A 15,463-nucleotide genomic window follows, 5' to 3' on the forward strand; every position below is an offset into this window, starting at 1 on the left:
ATGTTCGAGTACTCACGCACGGTGACGACCACCGCGCCACCCCACGCGGTGTGGGCGCTGTGGAGCGACACGACGACGTGGCCGGACTGGGATCCGGCGGTCGAGGCGGTTGCCCTCGCCGAAGGCTTCGTCGCCGGCGCGACGGGGACGATGACGCTGGGTGGGGGTATCGAGGTGCCCGTGACTCTCGAGGTCGTGGAGGACGGGGCGCGCTACCTGGATCGGCTCGACATGGGTGAACTCGTGATCCGTATCGACCACGTGGTGGTGCCGGCAGCATCGGGAGGCTCCCAGATCACGGTGAGCACGACCATCGAGGGGCCGGGGGCCGACGACATCGGGCCGATGGTCACCCACGATGCACCGATCGCCCTGCAGCGCCTGATCGAACGCGCCGAGGCCACGTAGAACTACGTACATACCGGACGCCAGTCGGTCTGTCTGGCTTGACTTAGTGCGGGGTCAGCGCTCGATAGCGCCAACTCTGTACGTACTTTTACGCGACTCGTCGGCCTGACCTGAGTTCGACTGCCTCGATGAGCACCCATCGGACCCAGTCGGGGTGGAACATCACGTCCTCCCAGGCGAATCGGAGAACCAGCCAGCCGTTGACCACCAACGTGTCGTATCGACGCGCGTCGGATCGGAGGGCAGCGCGGTCACCGTGCCAAGCGAACGAATCCGCCTCGGCGATGATGCGAAGCTCTGTGTCGACCAGATCAGGACGACCGATGAATTCCGTCGCGAAGATGGGGACTTGAGGTCTCAAGCTCAGCCCGGGGACGTCGAGTCCGATGGCTCGTAGGACGGACTCGAACGGATTCGATGCTGCGCCGGACGCGTGCGCCGCGACCGAGCGCATGCGCACGGAGTTCGGCCCGCGGGCGTCACGAGCCAGGGCATGGAGACGTCCGGGCGGGAAACCGGACCTGATCGCGGAGTCCACCACGGCCAAGGCGGAATCGAACGGTTCGCGGCGCAGACAATCCACCAGAGTGAGGTCACGGCTGGTGACTGCGTCGATGACGTCGTCTGGATCCAGGTCGGCGCGGAGGATGATCGCCCCGTGCTTCTGATCAGGACTCAGCTTGCGGCCCCGGGGAACGGTGATCTGGGGGAGTGCAGGGGTCTGTTTGACCGCCCACTGATGGTGAAGGGCGGCGCTCAGGTGGGACAGCGTGCCGTTGATTCGAACCGCGGCAGCTAGAGCAGCGTCGGCGCCTCTCGATCCGTAGGTTCCGCGGCCCAGGGCCACCAGCTCCCCGGTTCGTACGGACCGTTCGACGTCCGACCGGGAGGTGGCGGCAACGAGGTCTTGACGGCGGGCGACACCGCCGAGCATCGCGAGTGCGTCGAGTACGGAAAGGGCCATCGAGCCACCATGACTGAAGTGGAGGACGGCTGCCGTGAGTTATCCACAGGCGGGGTTTGGGCGGTCAGGAGGGGTCGGGTACGTCGTCGAAGGCGTCCGGGCGACCGATCCCCTGGAAGTGGCTGACCGGCCAGACGAGCAGGTTGACCTTGCCGACGACCAAGCCCTCGGGGACGAAGGCCTCGGTGTTGTCGCAGGTCGCGTCGGCTTCGTCGCACAGGCGGGCGGAGGAATCCGCGGAGGCGTTGCGGTTGTCGCCCATCACGAACAGATAGCCGTCCGGGACGGTGACGGTCCAGTCCTCGGTGCACCCGTTGACCATCGGCCCGTCGCACTGCCGTTGCGGTTTGATGAACGAGTCCTCATCGATGGCAACCCCGTTGATCGTGAGGTTGCCCTCTTCATCGCAGCACATGACCGTGTCCCCGGCGACGCCGATGACGCGCTTCACCAGGTGCCCGCCGGTGGGGTAGAGGCCGATCTTGGCCATGCCTTTGGTGATCGGGCTGGCAGGGGCGCTCTCCTGCCCGTTGAGCCAGCCACCGGGGTCCTCGAAGACCACGACATCGCCTCGTTCGGGCTCGCCGCCGAACCAGTAGGACACCTTCTGAACCAGGATCCGGTCGTTGACCACGAGCCCGGGCTTCATCGAGGAGGACGGAATGTAGAACGCCTGGACGAAGAAGGTCTTGATCACCAGAGCCAGGACCACGGCGACGACAACGAGGACGATGGTCTCCAACCACAACGGTGTCTTGCGTTTGGTGCTCGCATCAGTCTTCGCCACGAGCCGACCCTACGGCAGGGGGTATCGGACCCGAGTCCACACCGCGTAACTTCCTCCCCATGGAGTCCTACGCCGCCGGAGAGACCACACCACCACTGCTCGACGAGACCATCGGCGCCAACTTCGCCCGCGTCGCCGCCCGACGCCCCGACGCGGAGGCTCTGGTCGAGGTGGCCAGCGGTCGCCGCTGGACGTGGGCTGAGCTGGCAGCTGACGTCGAGGCGTTGGCACGCGGCCTGATCGGCGTCGGGTTACAGGTCGGCGACCGGGTCGGCATGTGGGCACCGAACTGTGCCGAGTGGACGATCGCCCAGTACGCCACCGCGCGGGCCGGAGTCATCCTCGTCAACGTCAACCCGGCGTACCGCACCCACGAGCTGTCCTACGCCATCAATCACAGCGGTTTGAAGATGCTGATGGCCACCACCTCGTTCAAGACCAGCGACTACAAGGGCATGGTCGAGGAGGTGCGCAGCGGTTGCGACACCCTCGAACACGTCGTGTACGTCGACACCGACGACTGGTCCGAACTGGTCGCTCGGGGCGAGTCGGTCGACGTTGCGACGCTCACCGACCGCGAGGCCGGACTGACGCCCCAGGATCCGATCAACATCCAGTTCACCTCGGGGACCACGGGCTACCCCAAGGGGGCGACCCTGAGCCACCGCAACATCCTCAACAACGGCTACCTGACCACCGAGACCATCGAACTCACCGAGGACGATCGGCTCTGTATCCCGGTGCCGTTCTACCACTGCTTCGGCATGGTCATGGGCAACCTCGGCTGCACCAGCCATGGCGCCACGATGGTCATCCCCGCCCCAGGGTTCGACCCGGTGACCACGCTCCAAACCGTGCAGGACGAGCGCTGCACGGTGCTGTACGGCGTCCCGACCATGTTCATCGCGATGCACAGCACCCCGGGGTTCGAGGACTACGACCTGTCGAGTCTGCGCAGCGGGATCATGGCCGGTTCCATCTGCCCGGTCGAGGTGATGAAGCGCTGCGTGAACGAGATGAACATGGCCGGCGTCTCGATCGCCTACGGGATGACGGAGACCAGCCCGGTGTCGTGTCAGACCCGGGCCGACGACGACCTCGAACGGCGCACCGCCACGATCGGGAAGGTCCACCCGCACGTCGAGATCAAGGTCATCGACCCGGCGACGGGGACCACGGTCGAGCGGGGGGAGACCGGGGAACTGTGCACGAAGGGGTACTCGGTGATGCTGGGCTACTGGCAGGACGAGGAGAAGACCGCCGAGGCCATCGACGAGGAGGGATGGATGCACACCGGCGACCTGGCGGTGATGCGTGAGGACGGGTACTGCACCATCGTCGGACGGATCAAGGACATGGTGATCCGCGGCGGCGAGAACATCTACCCCCGCGAGATCGAGGAGTTCCTCTACACCCACCCCGACGTGGAGGACGTCCAGGTCGTCGGTGTCCCAGACGAGCGGTACGGCGAGGAGCTGTGCGCCTGGGTGACGATGCGGTCCGGCGCCGAGCCGCTCGATGCAGCCGGGGTGCGTGCCTTCGCGGCCGGCAAACTCGCGCACTTCAAGATCCCGCGCTACGTCATGGTGGTCGAGGAGTTCCCGATGACGGTGACCGGCAAAATCCGCAAGGTGCAGATGCGCGAGGAGTCGGCGAAGCAGTTGGGGTTGCTCTGACTCAACGTCTGCTCTGACTCAGCGGACCGCCCACTCCTCGACCAGCACGGCATAGACGTAGGTGTCGGTCCACTCGCCCTTGGTCCAGAAGTCGCGACGGTGGTGGGCCTCTCTGGTCATGCCGAGGCGTTCGCACAGTCGGGTGGAAGCATCGTTGCGCGGGTCGAGCATCGCGAAGATCCGGTGCAGGCGGTAGTGCTCGAACCCCAGGTCGATCAGGGCCGAGGCGGCCTCGGTGGCGAAGCCGCGATCGGCGTAGGTGGGGTTGAAGACCCAGCCGATCTCGGCGGTCGCCGGCGGCTCGCCGTCCTTCATCCGCAGCATCAGGTCGCCGACCAGTGCTCCCTCGTGCTCGACGACCAGGCTGAGTACGTCGCCCGGCACCGCAGGAGCGATGCTCTCGCGGCGCATCGCGATCCGTTCGGTCATGGTGGTCCGGTCGAGCACCTCGTGCAGCAGGTAGCGGACCACGTCGGGGTCGCTGTAGTACGGCAGCGCTGCCTCCACATCGGTCTCCGCCCAGGGCCGCAGGAGAAGTCGTTCCGTCCGGATCGGGAAGGACCGCGGGCCGACAGGGTCGCTCATCGGATCACCGTAAGCGGTCTCAACCGGCTTGCCCCGCGGATGGTCAGCGCGTGATGAGGACGGGGATGCGCGTGGTGGTGCCGCGGGCGCCGCGCCACACGACGTACCCGTCGTCGGACCGGTTGCCGGCACCCTGGGTGGTGAGGGTGAACTCCGCGCTCTCGCCGGGACCCAGGCGAACCGCCGCAGGGGTGACGCGGACCTGACGTCGGAAGCCGACGGCACGCGAGGAGAAGAACAGGGCCCGGTTGCTCAGGTTGGTGATCGACCGGGTCGCCTCGGTCTGGTTGCCGCGAAGCAGGATCGACGGCGTGTTCAACTCATCGCGCTCACCGGTGAACCATTCGCGGTAGGCGAACCTGTCCACGTCGTAGGCCAAACCGGGAGTCTCCACCTCTTTGGGCTTGATCAGACCCGAACCGCTGCGCAGCGGCGAGGTTCCCGCCAGCGGAGCAGCCGTCGTCACCAGAGCAGACCGTGTCTGGGCGGCATCGAAGCCCCGCTCGCTGATCAGGCGGGCTGCGACCCCAGCGGTGTGGGCGCTCGCGGCGGAGGTCCCGGAGACGAAGTCCCAGGAGATGCCGTCGGGCCCTGAGGGGACCGCTCCGAGCACCCCGTTGGCGGGGGCGACCAGGTCGGGCTTCAACACACCCCCGTTGGGGTCACCCACAGCCGACCAGTCAGGGACGACCGGTTGTTCCCGAACCAGGCCCAGGGGCCGGAGCTCGACGCGAGGCTGCGGCTGCGAGGACATCCAGGCCGACAGGGTGCGACCGGCGGACGCGCTCAGGTGGACGGTCGGCACGCGGTGGAGGTCGGCGTCGACCGACTGAGGCTTCAGGTTGACCAGCACCATGCCGACACCCCCGGCGAGCGCGACGGCGGCGGACTTGTCGATACGACCCATCAACCCTCGTTCACAGACGACTATGCGTCCGGCGACGGCCGCCGTGTCCAACGACTGGGGAGCGCACGCCCGAGCCCGGGACAGGCTGGCGCCGCGAGCGCGGGCGTCGGCCGCAGCGACGATGGGCGCTGCGGGCAGGCCCGTCGTGGACGACATGGCACCTTCGAGCTGGCTGCCGTTCTCGCCCAATTGCACGACCCGGCCGCGACGCTCGCTGGTCTGGGTGCCACCGACCGTGGTGACCCAGGGGCTGGGGTGGGCGGCGTACTCGCTGCTGCCGGTGTTGCCGCCCGCCGCGGTGACCACGATGTCGGCCTCGGCTGCACCGAGGAGCGCTCGTTCGACGGTGTCGAAGCCCGACGGCCCGCCCACCGACAGGTTGAGTACGTCGACCCCATCGCGGGTGGCCTGATCGATGGCGCTGACCAGATCCGCGGTGGCGCACCCGTCGTCATCGGGGTCCGGAGCCGTCCAACAGGCCTTGTAGATCGCCAACCGGGCCTGAGGAGCGGCACCATCGAAGTTCCCGAGACGCTGTTCACCCACGCGGACCGAGACCCCCGGGTTGCCAGCGGCGATGGATGCCATCTGCGTGCCGTGCCCGTCGGTGTCGCGAGGGGAGAGTGACGAGGAGGTCCGCAGGTCATCCTGGCCGAACCCCTGGACGAACCATCGGGCGGCCACGACCTTGCCGTCGCACACCTCGGAGTTCCAGTCCTCACCGGGCGCTCCGTCCTCGCAACGACCCTGGAAGTCGACCGGGCGGCGGCCCAAACCCGGCACGTCGGTGAACACGGGGTTCTCGGGCGCCAATCCAGAATCGACGAAACCGATCACGGTGCCCTCGCCGCCCTGTCCGGGCGACGGGACGGAGCTGGCTGCCGAGCCGGCCATGGCCTCGGCCTGCAAACTGCTGGTCGAGGCGAGTGGTCGGACCGAGTTCGGTTCGACGAGCGCCACCCCGGGATCGGCGGCGAGGTCAGCGGCCTGCTGCTCGGTCAGGTCGACCGCGAAACCGTTCAGCGCGTATGTCCAGGTGTACGTCGGGCGCGGGGCCTCGACGGATCGGAGCAACGCGTTTTGATCCGCCTTCATCTGCACGGTCCGCAACATGCTCGGGACCTGGGTCCGATCGCCCGCGACGCCCGGTCCGTCGAGCGTCACCAGATACAGATCGGCGTCGCCCTCGGCCGCACCTGCCGCGGGCGCGAGCGCCCCGACCACCGCGATGGTCGGTAGCGAGAGCACACACGTGGCCAGGAGGGACATGAACGTCGGTCTTTTCACAGGGGAGTGCCCTCCTTCGTTGCGTCGGAGAATCGGGGGATCGGGAGCCAGCCAGGATCGAGAGGCGTACCCACCATTGTGACCGACATCGTCAAGTCAGACCAACGAAACCGGGAAGCTGATGCCGGGGGCCTGACCCGAAGAGCTACCGTCGCAGTGTGAGCGCTGCGCTGGTGGTCGGCTTCGACCTCGACATGACGCTGATCGACACCGCCCCGGGGTTCGCCGCCGTGCTGGAGGTGCTCGGGCAGGAGCTCGGGGTCGAGTTCCCGGTCGCGCACCTGGTCTCGCGGCTCGGACCCCCGCTGGAGCAGATGCTGCAGGGCCACCTTCCGCGCGAGCAGATCGAACCAGCCGCAGACCGGTTCCGCGCGCTGTACCCCGAGCACGCGATCGGCTCGATTCCTCTCCTCCCGGGGGCCGAAGCCGCCATTCGCGCCGTACGACACCACCAGGGGCGGGTGCTCGTGGTGACGGGAAAGTACCCCCGAAACGCGCAACTGCACCTCGACCACCTGGAGTTGGACGTCGACCGCCTCGAGGGGTGGGTCTGGGGGACCGGCAAGGCCACGGTGCTGCGCGAGGAATCGGCGTCGATGTACGTCGGGGACCACGTCCACGACGTGGAGGGCGCCCGGGCCGCGGGGGTGCTCAGCGTGTCGGTGCTGACCGGGGGTTGCACCCGGGAGGAGCTGCTCGACGCTGGCACCGACGTAGTGCTGGAGGACCTCCGCGAATTCCCGTCGTGGTTGTCGACGCACGTGGTTTAAGGTGTGCCGTCGCCCGGAGAAGCCGGGCACTGCCGGAAGGATCGAGCCGTGCCGAGTGGCAAGGTGAAGTGGTACGACGACGCCAAGGGTTTCGGGTTCCTCTCCCAGGAGAGTGGACCGGACGTCTACGTGCACGCTGACGCGCTTCCGGACGGCATGACCACGATCAAGCCCGGAACCCGCGTCGAGTTCGGGATCGCCCAGGGCCGCCGCGGCGACCAGGCGTTGCAGGTGCGTGTGCTGGAGTCACCGGCCTCGGTGTCGCGCAACCAGTCCCAGGCGCGCCGCAAGACCCCCGATGAGATGGCCGCGATCGTGGAGGACCTCATCCGGCTGCTCGACGGGGTGGGGGAGGCCTACCGTCACGGTCGGCACCCCGAAGCCCGATCGGCGAAGCCCACGGCGAAGTTGTTGCGCGCGCTCGCCGACGAACTCGACCTCTGAGGCCCGCTGTCGGGTCCCCATCCGGCGAACTTCGGGTCCCCATCTGGCGAACTTCGGGTCCCCATCTGGCGAACTTCGGGTCCCCAGCGCCTACACGGGGAAGGGCACGGGCCGGCTTCGCCGCGTGCGTGGGCGACTCGAGATCACGAAGAAGGTCCAGATGGCCAGCACGGCCACGGCGACCCCCAGCCCGAGCCGGGGGATCAGGGGCAGCGCGATCCCGACGAAACCGCCGATGACCCACGCCAGCTGCAACGTGGTGTCGCTACGGGCGAACGCGCTGGCCTGCACCTGAGGAGGTACCTCCGCCTGGATGGTCGAGTCCAAGGAGAGCTTCGCCAGGGACTGGGACAGGCCCGCGGTCAACCCCAGCACTGCGAGGGGGATCAGCCCGTAGAAGAGCGCGGCGAAGAGCACGGCCGCGCCATCGGCGAGTAGCGCCACCACCACCATGACGGAGGGGTTGATCTGCTTGAGCACCGAGGCGGACAGGATCGCCAGGGTGTTGCCGAGCCCCGCGGCGCCGATGACCACCCCGAGCAACAACTCCGGTCTGTCCTCCCAGCCGTCGATCGGGTTCTCACGCAACAGGAACGCCATGAACATGGTGAGGAAACCCGACAGGAAGCGCGGGCCACAGTTGGCGCGCAGAGCGAAAGCGACGGCCCCGGGGATGCGCGTTCCCGTCCGGCCGGTGCGACTGGTGCGACCGGGTCGCGCCGGCTTCTGGGGCTGCTGCGGGTCCTCCAGGCGCATGCTCATCGACTGCTCGCCGGCACTGGAGTCGACCTTGTCGGGCAGGCGGATCGAGGCGACGGTGCCCAGTACGAACACCAGGAAGGCGAAGCGCAGCGACCACGCCTCTCCGCCGAAGACCGCGATGGCCCCCGCGATCGGCGCGGACAACCCGGCGCCCACGATCCCCGCCAACGACACCCGGCCGTTGGCCTTGACCAGTTCGACGTCCTGAGGCAGCAGTCGGGGTACGGCGGCCGCCCGTGTCACGCCGTACGCCTTGGAGGACACCAGCACACCCAGGGCGGCGGGGTAGAACAACGCGGACTCCGACGCCACGGCGCTGGCCAGCACCCAGCACAGGAACGCGCGGATCGCGAAGGTCGAGCCGATCGCCCACCGGCGACCGTGGCTGAATCGGTCCAGGAACGGTCCGATCAGGGGTGCCACGATGGCGAAGGGCAGCATCGTCAGCCCCAGGAACAGCGCCACCTGGCTGCGGGCCTCGCTGGTCGCTCCCGCGAAGAACAGGGTGCCGGCCAGGGAGATCGCCACGGCGGTGTCGGCGGCTGCGTTGGTCGAGTGCAGGTGGATCAGCCGGTTCAGCCCAGACTGCTTGGCCCCCTCTGCGTCGGCGGCCCTACGGGCCTGCCGCACGGTGTACCGGCTCGCCCGTCCGGTCCCGCGGGCCACACCTCGCACCGCCTGCCCGGTCACCCGTCCGGTCACCCTGGCGCTGGTCCCCAACCCGCGTCCCACCGCACGGGCACGTTCCGCGGAGGTGGCGGTGTCCGGTCGCTCGCGCGGACCGTCCCACCCCTCTCCGGGAAGACCCTGCGTGGGTTCGTCCCCGTGGTCATCGGTGCTCGATGATCGCGGGTGGAGGTGGTCGGAAGTCACAACCCCCATCTTGCCTTCCCCCTGGGTCACCTACGGCCCTCGGCTCGCGCGACGGTCCGTTCGATCCGGGAATCTCTGGGGCCGAGCGCCGATCTCACCCGGAGTCGCCACGCATGACCTGATCTGACAGGAGCACCACCGGTGAGACATGATGCGGACGTGAGCACGCTTCTGCGCAATCAGGCCGACGGACCCGCCGCTGCGGCGACCGACCAGGCTCGGGCCGCCCTCGTGGAGGAGGTCGACGCCACCGCCGTGGGGGAGTACCTCGACCACGTCGTCGACGGACCCCGCGTGGTGACCCACCACTTCGCCTGCACGCTTCCCGGGTACGTCGGGTGGCGCTGGGCGGTGACCGTCACCCGTGCGTCGCGGCAGAAGACCGTGACGATCTGCGAGATCGTCCTGCTCCCGGGCGATGAAGCCATCGTGGCGCCGGACTGGGTTCCCTACCGCGAGCGCGTCCTGCCGGGTGACATGTCCCCGGGTGACCTCATGCCGGTCGGCGACGACGACCCACGCCTGGCTGCGACGTACTCCTTCGGTGACGACCCGCTCGACACCGACGACAAGACCCAGGTCCGTCTGGTCGCCAAGGAACTCGGTCTGGGCCGGGTCCGGACCCTGTCGCCCGAGGGCCGTGATGCGGCCGCCGAGCGGTGGTACGACGGGGGTGCAGGTCCCGACGCCCCGATCGCGGAGGCAGCCAGCGACCAGTGCACCAACTGCGGGTTCCTGGTGCGTCTGAACGGACCCCTGTCGGAGCTGTTCGGTGTGTGCGCGAACGGCGACGCCAACGACGACGGTCGCGTGGTGTCCTACGACCACGGATGTGGTGCGCACTCCGAGGTACGGCTGGCCAAGAAGTACGCACCGGTCCCGGTGCCCGATCACGTCTGGGACACCCTGACGCCCTCCGACGTCGAGACCTTCTGAAGACCTGTTCCCGATGGATCTGGATGACGAGCGGTCGGGTCAGCGCGAGTTCCGCAACAAGACCTACCTCATCGCCGACGTCGAACCCCTCGACGTCGACGGCGTCCGCGCCGTCCAGATCGGTAGCGCGCTGTTCCTCCTTGCCTTCGTGGGGCTGCTCCCCTTCTACGGGCGCCTCGAGCAGGACGATCACACCTGGTGGTTGTGGACCTGTCTGGCCGGCTTCGGCTTGGGGTTGTTGGGGCTGGAGTACTGCAAGCGGCACCGGCGAATGCGCCGCGAGGGCCGGGAGCGGCGTGAAGGCCAAGCCGCTAGCCAGGCCGCTAGCCCGCCTGATGGGCAACCCGGCGCCGAACCCGGCGATTGATAGCGGCGCAGCGGTAGCGTCCACGGTTTTGCCCTGGGGGTGAGCGGCGGGTAGCCTCACTCCTCGTGTCTGGGTCCAACCAGGCCGTTGCGCGTGCCCGAAACCCAACCGGGGTGGCAGGGCCGCATCTGAGAACCACCGTCAGCAACAAGGCACACAGCGACAAGCAAGATCACCGTGTCCGGCAAGGCGCCGGCGCAGAGAGCTACCAAGAAAGGGAACCACCAGGTGCCCACTATTAACCAGCTGGTCCGCAAGGGCCGCGAGGACAAGGTGTCGAAGAACAAGACACCCGCCCTCAAGGGTTCGCCCCAACGCCGCGGAGTCTGCACCCGCGTCTACACCACCACCCCGAAGAAGCCGAACTCCGCTCTGCGTAAGGTCGCCCGCGTGCGCCTGTCCAGTGGCGTCGAGGTCACCGCTTACATCCCCGGGGTCGGCCACAACCTTCAAGAGCACTCCATCGTGCTCGTTCGCGGCGGCCGGGTGAAGGACCTCCCCGGTGTCCGTTACAAGATCATTCGCGGCTCCCTCGACACCCAGGGTGTCAAGAACCGCAAGCAGGCCCGCAGCCGTTATGGCGCGAAGAAGGAGAAGAGCTAATGCCCCGTAAGGGACCGGCCCCGAAGCGGCCGCTCGACGTCGACCCCGTCTACGGCTCCCAGCTGGTCACCCAGCTGGTCTCCAAGGTGCTGCAAGACGGTAAGAAGCAGGTTGCCCAGCGCATCGTCTACACCGCACTGGAAGGCTGCCGCGAGAAGAACGGCACCGACCCGGTGGTCACGCTCAAGCGCGCCATGGACAACGTGAAGCCGGCCATCGAGGTCAAGTCCCGTCGCGTCGGTGGTGCGACCTACCAGGTCCCCATCGAGGTCAAGGGCACCCGTGGCACGACGCTGGCCCTGCGCTGGCTCGTGGGCTACGCCGCCGAGCGTCGCGAGAAGACCATGGCCGAGCGCCTCATGAACGAGATCCTCGACGCTTCCAACGGCCTCGGTGCCGCGGTGAAGAAGCGCGAAGACACCCACAAGATGGCCGAATCCAACAAGGCCTTCGCGCACTACCGCTGGTGATCGCAGGGCGGGGGGCGTCCATGCACCGTGTGACCCCCTCGCCCCACCAGCCGCGGCCCGCCGCAACCAGGCACCACGCACACTCGCATCACCCGCACCAGACCTTTCCCCGCACTCTGATCCTAAGGACGAACGCACGTGGCAGTCGACATCACCACGGACCTCAACAAGGTCCGCAACATCGGCATCATGGCGCACATCGACGCCGGCAAGACCACCACGACCGAGCGCATCCTCTTCTACACCGGTATCACGTACAAGATCGGTGAGGTGCACGACGGTGGCGCCACCATGGACTGGATGGAGCAGGAGCAGGAGCGCGGCATCACCATCACGTCCGCCGCGACGACCTGCTGGTGGAAAGAGCACCAGATCAACATCATCGACACCCCCGGGCACGTCGACTTCACCGCCGAGGTCGAGCGCTCCCTGCGCGTCCTCGACGGCGCCGTTGCCGTCTTCGACGGGGTGGCCGGGGTCGAGCCCCAGACGATGACCGTCTGGCGCCAGGCCAACAAGTACTCCGTGCCCCGGATGTGCTTCGTCAACAAGCTCGACCGCACCGGCGCCGACTTCTTCCGCTGCGTCGACATGATGGTCGACCGCCTCAACTCCACACCGCTGGTCCTCCAGCTGCCCATCGGAGCCGAGGGCGACTTCATCGGGGTCGTCGACCTCGTCGGCATGCGCGCGCTGACCTGGCGCGGCGAGACGACCATCGGTGAGGACTACGACATCGAGGACATCCCGGCCGAGCTCGCAGAGCAGGCCGCGGAGTACCGCGAGAAGTTGCTCGAGACCCTCTCTGAGGCCGACGACGCCATCATGGAGAAGTATCTCGACGAGGGCGACTTCACCGTCGAGGAGTTGGAAGCGGCCATCCGTCGCGCCACCCTCGCCGACAAGCTCAACCCCGTGCTCTGTGGCACCGCGTTCAAGAACAAGGGCGTTCAGCCTCTGCTCGACGCGGTCCTCAAGTACCTCCCGTCCCCGCTCGACGTCGACGGCATCGTCGGCCACTCGGTGAAGGACGAGAGCGTGGAGGTCATCCGCAAGCCCTCCGACGACGAGCCGTTCTCGGGACTGGCCTACAAGATCGCCTCCGACCCGCACCTCGGGAAGCTGATCTACGTCCGCGTCTACTCGGGCAAGCTCGAGGCCGGCGCGACCGTGGTCAACTCGGTCAACGGCCGCAAGGAACGAATCGGCAAGGTCTACCAGATGCACGCCAACAAGCGTGAGGAGATCGCGTCGGTCGGCGCCGGACAGATCGTGGCGGTGATGGGCCTGAAGGGCACCAAGACCGGTCACACGCTCTGCGACCCCCAGCACCAGGTGATCCTGGAGTCGATGACGTTCCCGGCCCCGGTGATCGAGGTCGCCATCGAGCCGAAGACGAAGTCCGACCAAGAGAAGCTCGGTATGGCCATCCAGCGGCTCTCCGACGAGGACCCGACCTTCACGGTCAAGGCCGATGAAGAGACCGGGCAGACGATCATCGCGGGCATGGGTGAGTTGCACCTAGAGATCCTGGTCGACCGGATGAAGCGCGAGTTCCGCGTCGAGGCCACCGTCGGCAAGCCGCAGGTCGCCTACCGCGAGACCCTCCGCAAGGAGGTCGTCAAGCACAGCTACACCCACAAGAAGCAGACCGGTGGGTCTGGCCAGTTCGCCAAGATCGTCGTCAACCTCGGCCCGAACACCGACCCCGAGACCGGTCTCGGTGCGGGTTACCTGTTCGAGAACCAGGTCACCGGCGGTCGCATCCCCAAGGAATACATCCCCTCGGTGGACCAAGGTGGCCAGGAGGCGCTGGAGTTCGGCATCCTCGCCGGCTACCCGATGGTCGACGTCAAGTACACGTTGACCGACGGCGCCTACCACGACGTGGACTCCTCGGAGCTCGCGTTCAAGATCGCCGGGAACCAGGCCTTCAAGGAGGCCGCCCGCATGGCCAAGCCTGTCCTGCTCGAGCCGATGTTCGCCGTGGAGGTGATCACGCCGGATGACTTCCTCGGCACGGTCATCGGTGACATCAACAGCCGTCGCGGACAGATCGTGGCCCAAGAGGAGCGGCACGGTGACATGGTCATCGACGCCCGTGTGCCTCTCTCTGAGATGTTCGGGTACGTTGGCGACCTGAGGTCCAAGACCTCCGGCCAGGCTTCGTACTCGATGGAGTTCGACTCGTACGCCGAAGTTCCTTCGAACATCGCCGACGAGATCATCAAGAAGGTACGCGGCGAGTAGCCGTCTTCATGCGAAGCCGGTTGCTCGGGGCGGACCCTCGGCAACTTTCAACCAGTTCAGCCAAATCAAGTACGAGTCAAGTACCAACCACACCAGGAGGAGCCCACAGTGGCTAAGGCGAAGTTCCAGCGGACCAAGCCGCACGTGAACATCGGGACGATCGGTCACATTGACCACGGCAAGACCACCTTGACCGCGGCCATCACCAAGGTGATGCACGACAAGTTCCCCGATCTCAACGACGCGTCGGCCTTCGAAGACATCGACAAGGCGCCCGAAGAGCGCCAGCGCGGTATCACCATCTCGATTGCTCACGTGGAGTACCAGACAGAGGCGCGTCACTACGCACACGTCGACTGCCCTGGTCACGCTGACTACATCAAGAACATGATCACCGGTGCTGCGCAGATGGACGGCGCAATCCTCGTGGTTGCGGCGACCGACGGTCCCATGCCGCAGACCAAGGAGCACGTGCTCCTGGCCCGCCAGGTCGGCGTGCCCGCGATCGTGGTTGCACTGAACAAGTGCGACATGGTCGACGACGAGGAGCTCATCGAGCTCGTCGAGATGGAGGTTCGCGAACTCCTCAGCGAGTACGAGTTCCCCGGCGACGACCTCCCCGTGGTCCGCGTGGCAGCCTTCCCCGCCCTCCAGGGCGACGAGAAGTGGGGCGAGTCGATCGCTGAGCTCATGGAGGCTGTCGACACCGGCATCCCGACCCCCGAGCGCGAGACCGAGAAGCCCTTCCTCATGCCTGTCGAGGACGTCTTCACGATCACCGGTCGCGGCACGGTCATCACCGGTCGTATCGAGCGCGGCATCGTCAAGGTGAACGAGGAGGTCGAGATCATCGGCATCCGCGAAAAGTCGCAGAAGTCGACGGTCACCGGCGTCGAGATGTTCCGCAAGCTGCTCGACGAGGGTCAGGCCGGCGAGAACGTCGGGCTGCTGCTCCGAGGCACCAAGCGCGAAGACATCGAGCGCGGCATGGTTGTCATCAAGCCGGGTACGACGACTCCTCACACCAACTTCGAGGCGTCCGTCTACATCCTGTCGAAGGACGAGGGTGGTCGTCACACCCCCTTCTTCAACAACTACCGTCCCCAGTTCTACTTCCGTACCACGGACGTGACCGGTGTCGTGACGCTGCCTGACGGGACCGAGATGGTCATGCCGGGCGACAACACCGAAATGTCGGTGGAGCTGATCCAGCCCATCGCCATGGACGAGGGTCTGCGGTTCGCGATCCGTGAAGGTGGCCGCACCGTCGGCGCCGGCCGGGTCACCAAGATCACCAAGTGATCGACTGATCCACAGTTTCACCTCTCGACCCCGGACCACTGGTCCGGGGTCGAGTTGTTTCTCGGGTCGTTT

General features: G+C 67.1%; 15 protein-coding genes. 10 read left to right on the plus strand and 5 right to left on the minus strand.

Annotation, left to right across the window (positions count from 1 at the left end; genetic code table 11):
• A complete protein-coding gene (locus ACYVLV_RS02575; RefSeq protein ID WP_460807463.1) occupies positions 1 to 408 on the plus strand; it encodes an SRPBCC family protein in 408 nt (135 codons plus the stop codon).
• An 88-nt stretch (positions 409 to 496) separates the two neighbouring features.
• On the opposite strand, the gene ACYVLV_RS02580 is transcribed toward ACYVLV_RS02575, so the two are convergent.
• On the minus strand, positions 497 to 1,372 hold the full coding sequence (locus ACYVLV_RS02580; protein WP_460807464.1) for a DUF559 domain-containing protein: 876 nt from the start codon (positions 1,370 to 1,372) through the stop codon (positions 497 to 499).
• Between the two features lie 64 nt (positions 1,373 to 1,436).
• On the minus strand, positions 1,437 to 2,159 hold the full coding sequence (gene lepB, locus ACYVLV_RS02585) for a signal peptidase I (protein ID WP_460807466.1): 723 nt from the start codon (positions 2,157 to 2,159) through the stop codon (positions 1,437 to 1,439).
• Positions 2,160 to 2,218: 59 nt separating this feature from the next.
• Here lepB and ACYVLV_RS02590 point away from each other — a divergent pair, with 59 nt between their 5' ends.
• Positions 2,219 to 3,835, plus strand: coding sequence for an AMP-binding protein (locus ACYVLV_RS02590; protein WP_460807468.1), 1,617 nt, complete (start codon positions 2,219 to 2,221; stop codon positions 3,833 to 3,835).
• An 18-nt stretch (positions 3,836 to 3,853) separates the two neighbouring features.
• Here the strand turns inward: ACYVLV_RS02590 and ACYVLV_RS02595 are convergent, their stop codons facing one another.
• Positions 3,854 to 4,420 carry a GNAT family N-acetyltransferase gene (locus tag ACYVLV_RS02595; protein WP_460807470.1) on the minus strand — a complete coding sequence of 189 codons (567 nt, stop codon included), beginning with the start codon at positions 4,418 to 4,420 and terminating at the stop codon, positions 3,854 to 3,856.
• Between the two features lie 43 nt (positions 4,421 to 4,463).
• Positions 4,464 to 6,614 (minus strand): S8 family serine peptidase, encoded by a 2,151-nt coding sequence (locus ACYVLV_RS02600; RefSeq protein ID WP_460807471.1) that lies wholly within the window; start codon positions 6,612 to 6,614, stop codon positions 4,464 to 4,466.
• A 158-nt stretch (positions 6,615 to 6,772) separates the two neighbouring features.
• Here ACYVLV_RS02600 and ACYVLV_RS02605 point away from each other — a divergent pair, with 158 nt between their 5' ends.
• Entirely contained in the window at positions 6,773 to 7,384 is a 612-nt protein-coding gene (locus ACYVLV_RS02605; protein WP_460807473.1) for an HAD family hydrolase, read from the plus strand.
• 48 nt (positions 7,385 to 7,432) lie between these two features.
• Complete coding sequence (locus ACYVLV_RS02610; RefSeq protein WP_460807475.1) at positions 7,433 to 7,828, plus strand: cold-shock protein; 396 nt, start codon at positions 7,433 to 7,435, stop codon at positions 7,826 to 7,828.
• A gap of 90 nt (positions 7,829 to 7,918) precedes the next feature.
• Here the strand turns inward: ACYVLV_RS02610 and ACYVLV_RS02615 are convergent, their stop codons facing one another.
• Complete coding sequence (locus tag ACYVLV_RS02615) at positions 7,919 to 9,463, minus strand: MFS transporter (protein ID WP_460807476.1); 1,545 nt, start codon at positions 9,461 to 9,463, stop codon at positions 7,919 to 7,921.
• Between the two features lie 159 nt (positions 9,464 to 9,622).
• Here ACYVLV_RS02615 and ACYVLV_RS02620 point away from each other — a divergent pair, with 159 nt between their 5' ends.
• From ACYVLV_RS02620 to tuf, 6 genes are all read left to right on the plus strand, one after another.
• A complete protein-coding gene (locus ACYVLV_RS02620) occupies positions 9,623 to 10,399 on the plus strand; it encodes a DUF3027 domain-containing protein (protein ID WP_460807477.1) in 777 nt (258 codons plus the stop codon).
• A gap of 13 nt (positions 10,400 to 10,412) precedes the next feature.
• Positions 10,413 to 10,766, plus strand: a complete 354-nt coding sequence (locus tag ACYVLV_RS02625) for a DUF2530 domain-containing protein (protein ID WP_460807478.1) — start codon at positions 10,413 to 10,415, stop codon at positions 10,764 to 10,766.
• A gap of 228 nt (positions 10,767 to 10,994) precedes the next feature.
• Positions 10,995 to 11,369 carry a 30S ribosomal protein S12 gene (rpsL, locus tag ACYVLV_RS02630; protein ID WP_056862063.1) on the plus strand — a complete coding sequence of 125 codons (375 nt, stop codon included), beginning with the start codon at positions 10,995 to 10,997 and terminating at the stop codon, positions 11,367 to 11,369.
• Positions 11,369 to 11,839 carry a 30S ribosomal protein S7 gene (gene rpsG, locus ACYVLV_RS02635; RefSeq protein ID WP_460807479.1) on the plus strand — a complete coding sequence of 157 codons (471 nt, stop codon included), beginning with the start codon at positions 11,369 to 11,371 and terminating at the stop codon, positions 11,837 to 11,839. The genes rpsL and rpsG overlap by 1 nt, the downstream gene beginning before the upstream one ends.
• A gap of 138 nt (positions 11,840 to 11,977) precedes the next feature.
• Positions 11,978 to 14,089 carry an elongation factor G gene (gene fusA, locus ACYVLV_RS02640; RefSeq protein ID WP_460807480.1) on the plus strand — a complete coding sequence of 704 codons (2,112 nt, stop codon included), beginning with the start codon at positions 11,978 to 11,980 and terminating at the stop codon, positions 14,087 to 14,089.
• Between the two features lie 108 nt (positions 14,090 to 14,197).
• Positions 14,198 to 15,391 carry an elongation factor Tu gene (tuf, locus tag ACYVLV_RS02645; RefSeq protein WP_460807481.1) on the plus strand — a complete coding sequence of 398 codons (1,194 nt, stop codon included), beginning with the start codon at positions 14,198 to 14,200 and terminating at the stop codon, positions 15,389 to 15,391.
• The last annotated feature ends 72 nt before the right edge of the window (positions 15,392 to 15,463 follow it).

The organism is Nocardioides salsibiostraticola (assembly GCF_054783655.1).

Coding starts and splice junctions, on each gene's coding strand:
- ACYVLV_RS02575 (WP_460807463.1), top strand. CDS start 1: ATGTTCGAGTACTCACGCACGGTGACGACCACCGCGCCACCCCACGCG.
- ACYVLV_RS02580 (WP_460807464.1), bottom strand. CDS start 1,372: ATGGCCCTTTCCGTACTCGACGCACTCGCGATGCTCGGCGGTGTCGCC.
- ACYVLV_RS02590 (WP_460807468.1), top strand. CDS start 2,219: ATGGAGTCCTACGCCGCCGGAGAGACCACACCACCACTGCTCGACGAG.
- ACYVLV_RS02595 (WP_460807470.1), bottom strand. CDS start 4,420: ATGAGCGACCCTGTCGGCCCGCGGTCCTTCCCGATCCGGACGGAACGA.
- ACYVLV_RS02625 (WP_460807478.1), top strand. CDS start 10,413: ATGGATCTGGATGACGAGCGGTCGGGTCAGCGCGAGTTCCGCAACAAG.
- rpsG (WP_460807479.1), top strand. CDS start 11,369: ATGCCCCGTAAGGGACCGGCCCCGAAGCGGCCGCTCGACGTCGACCCC.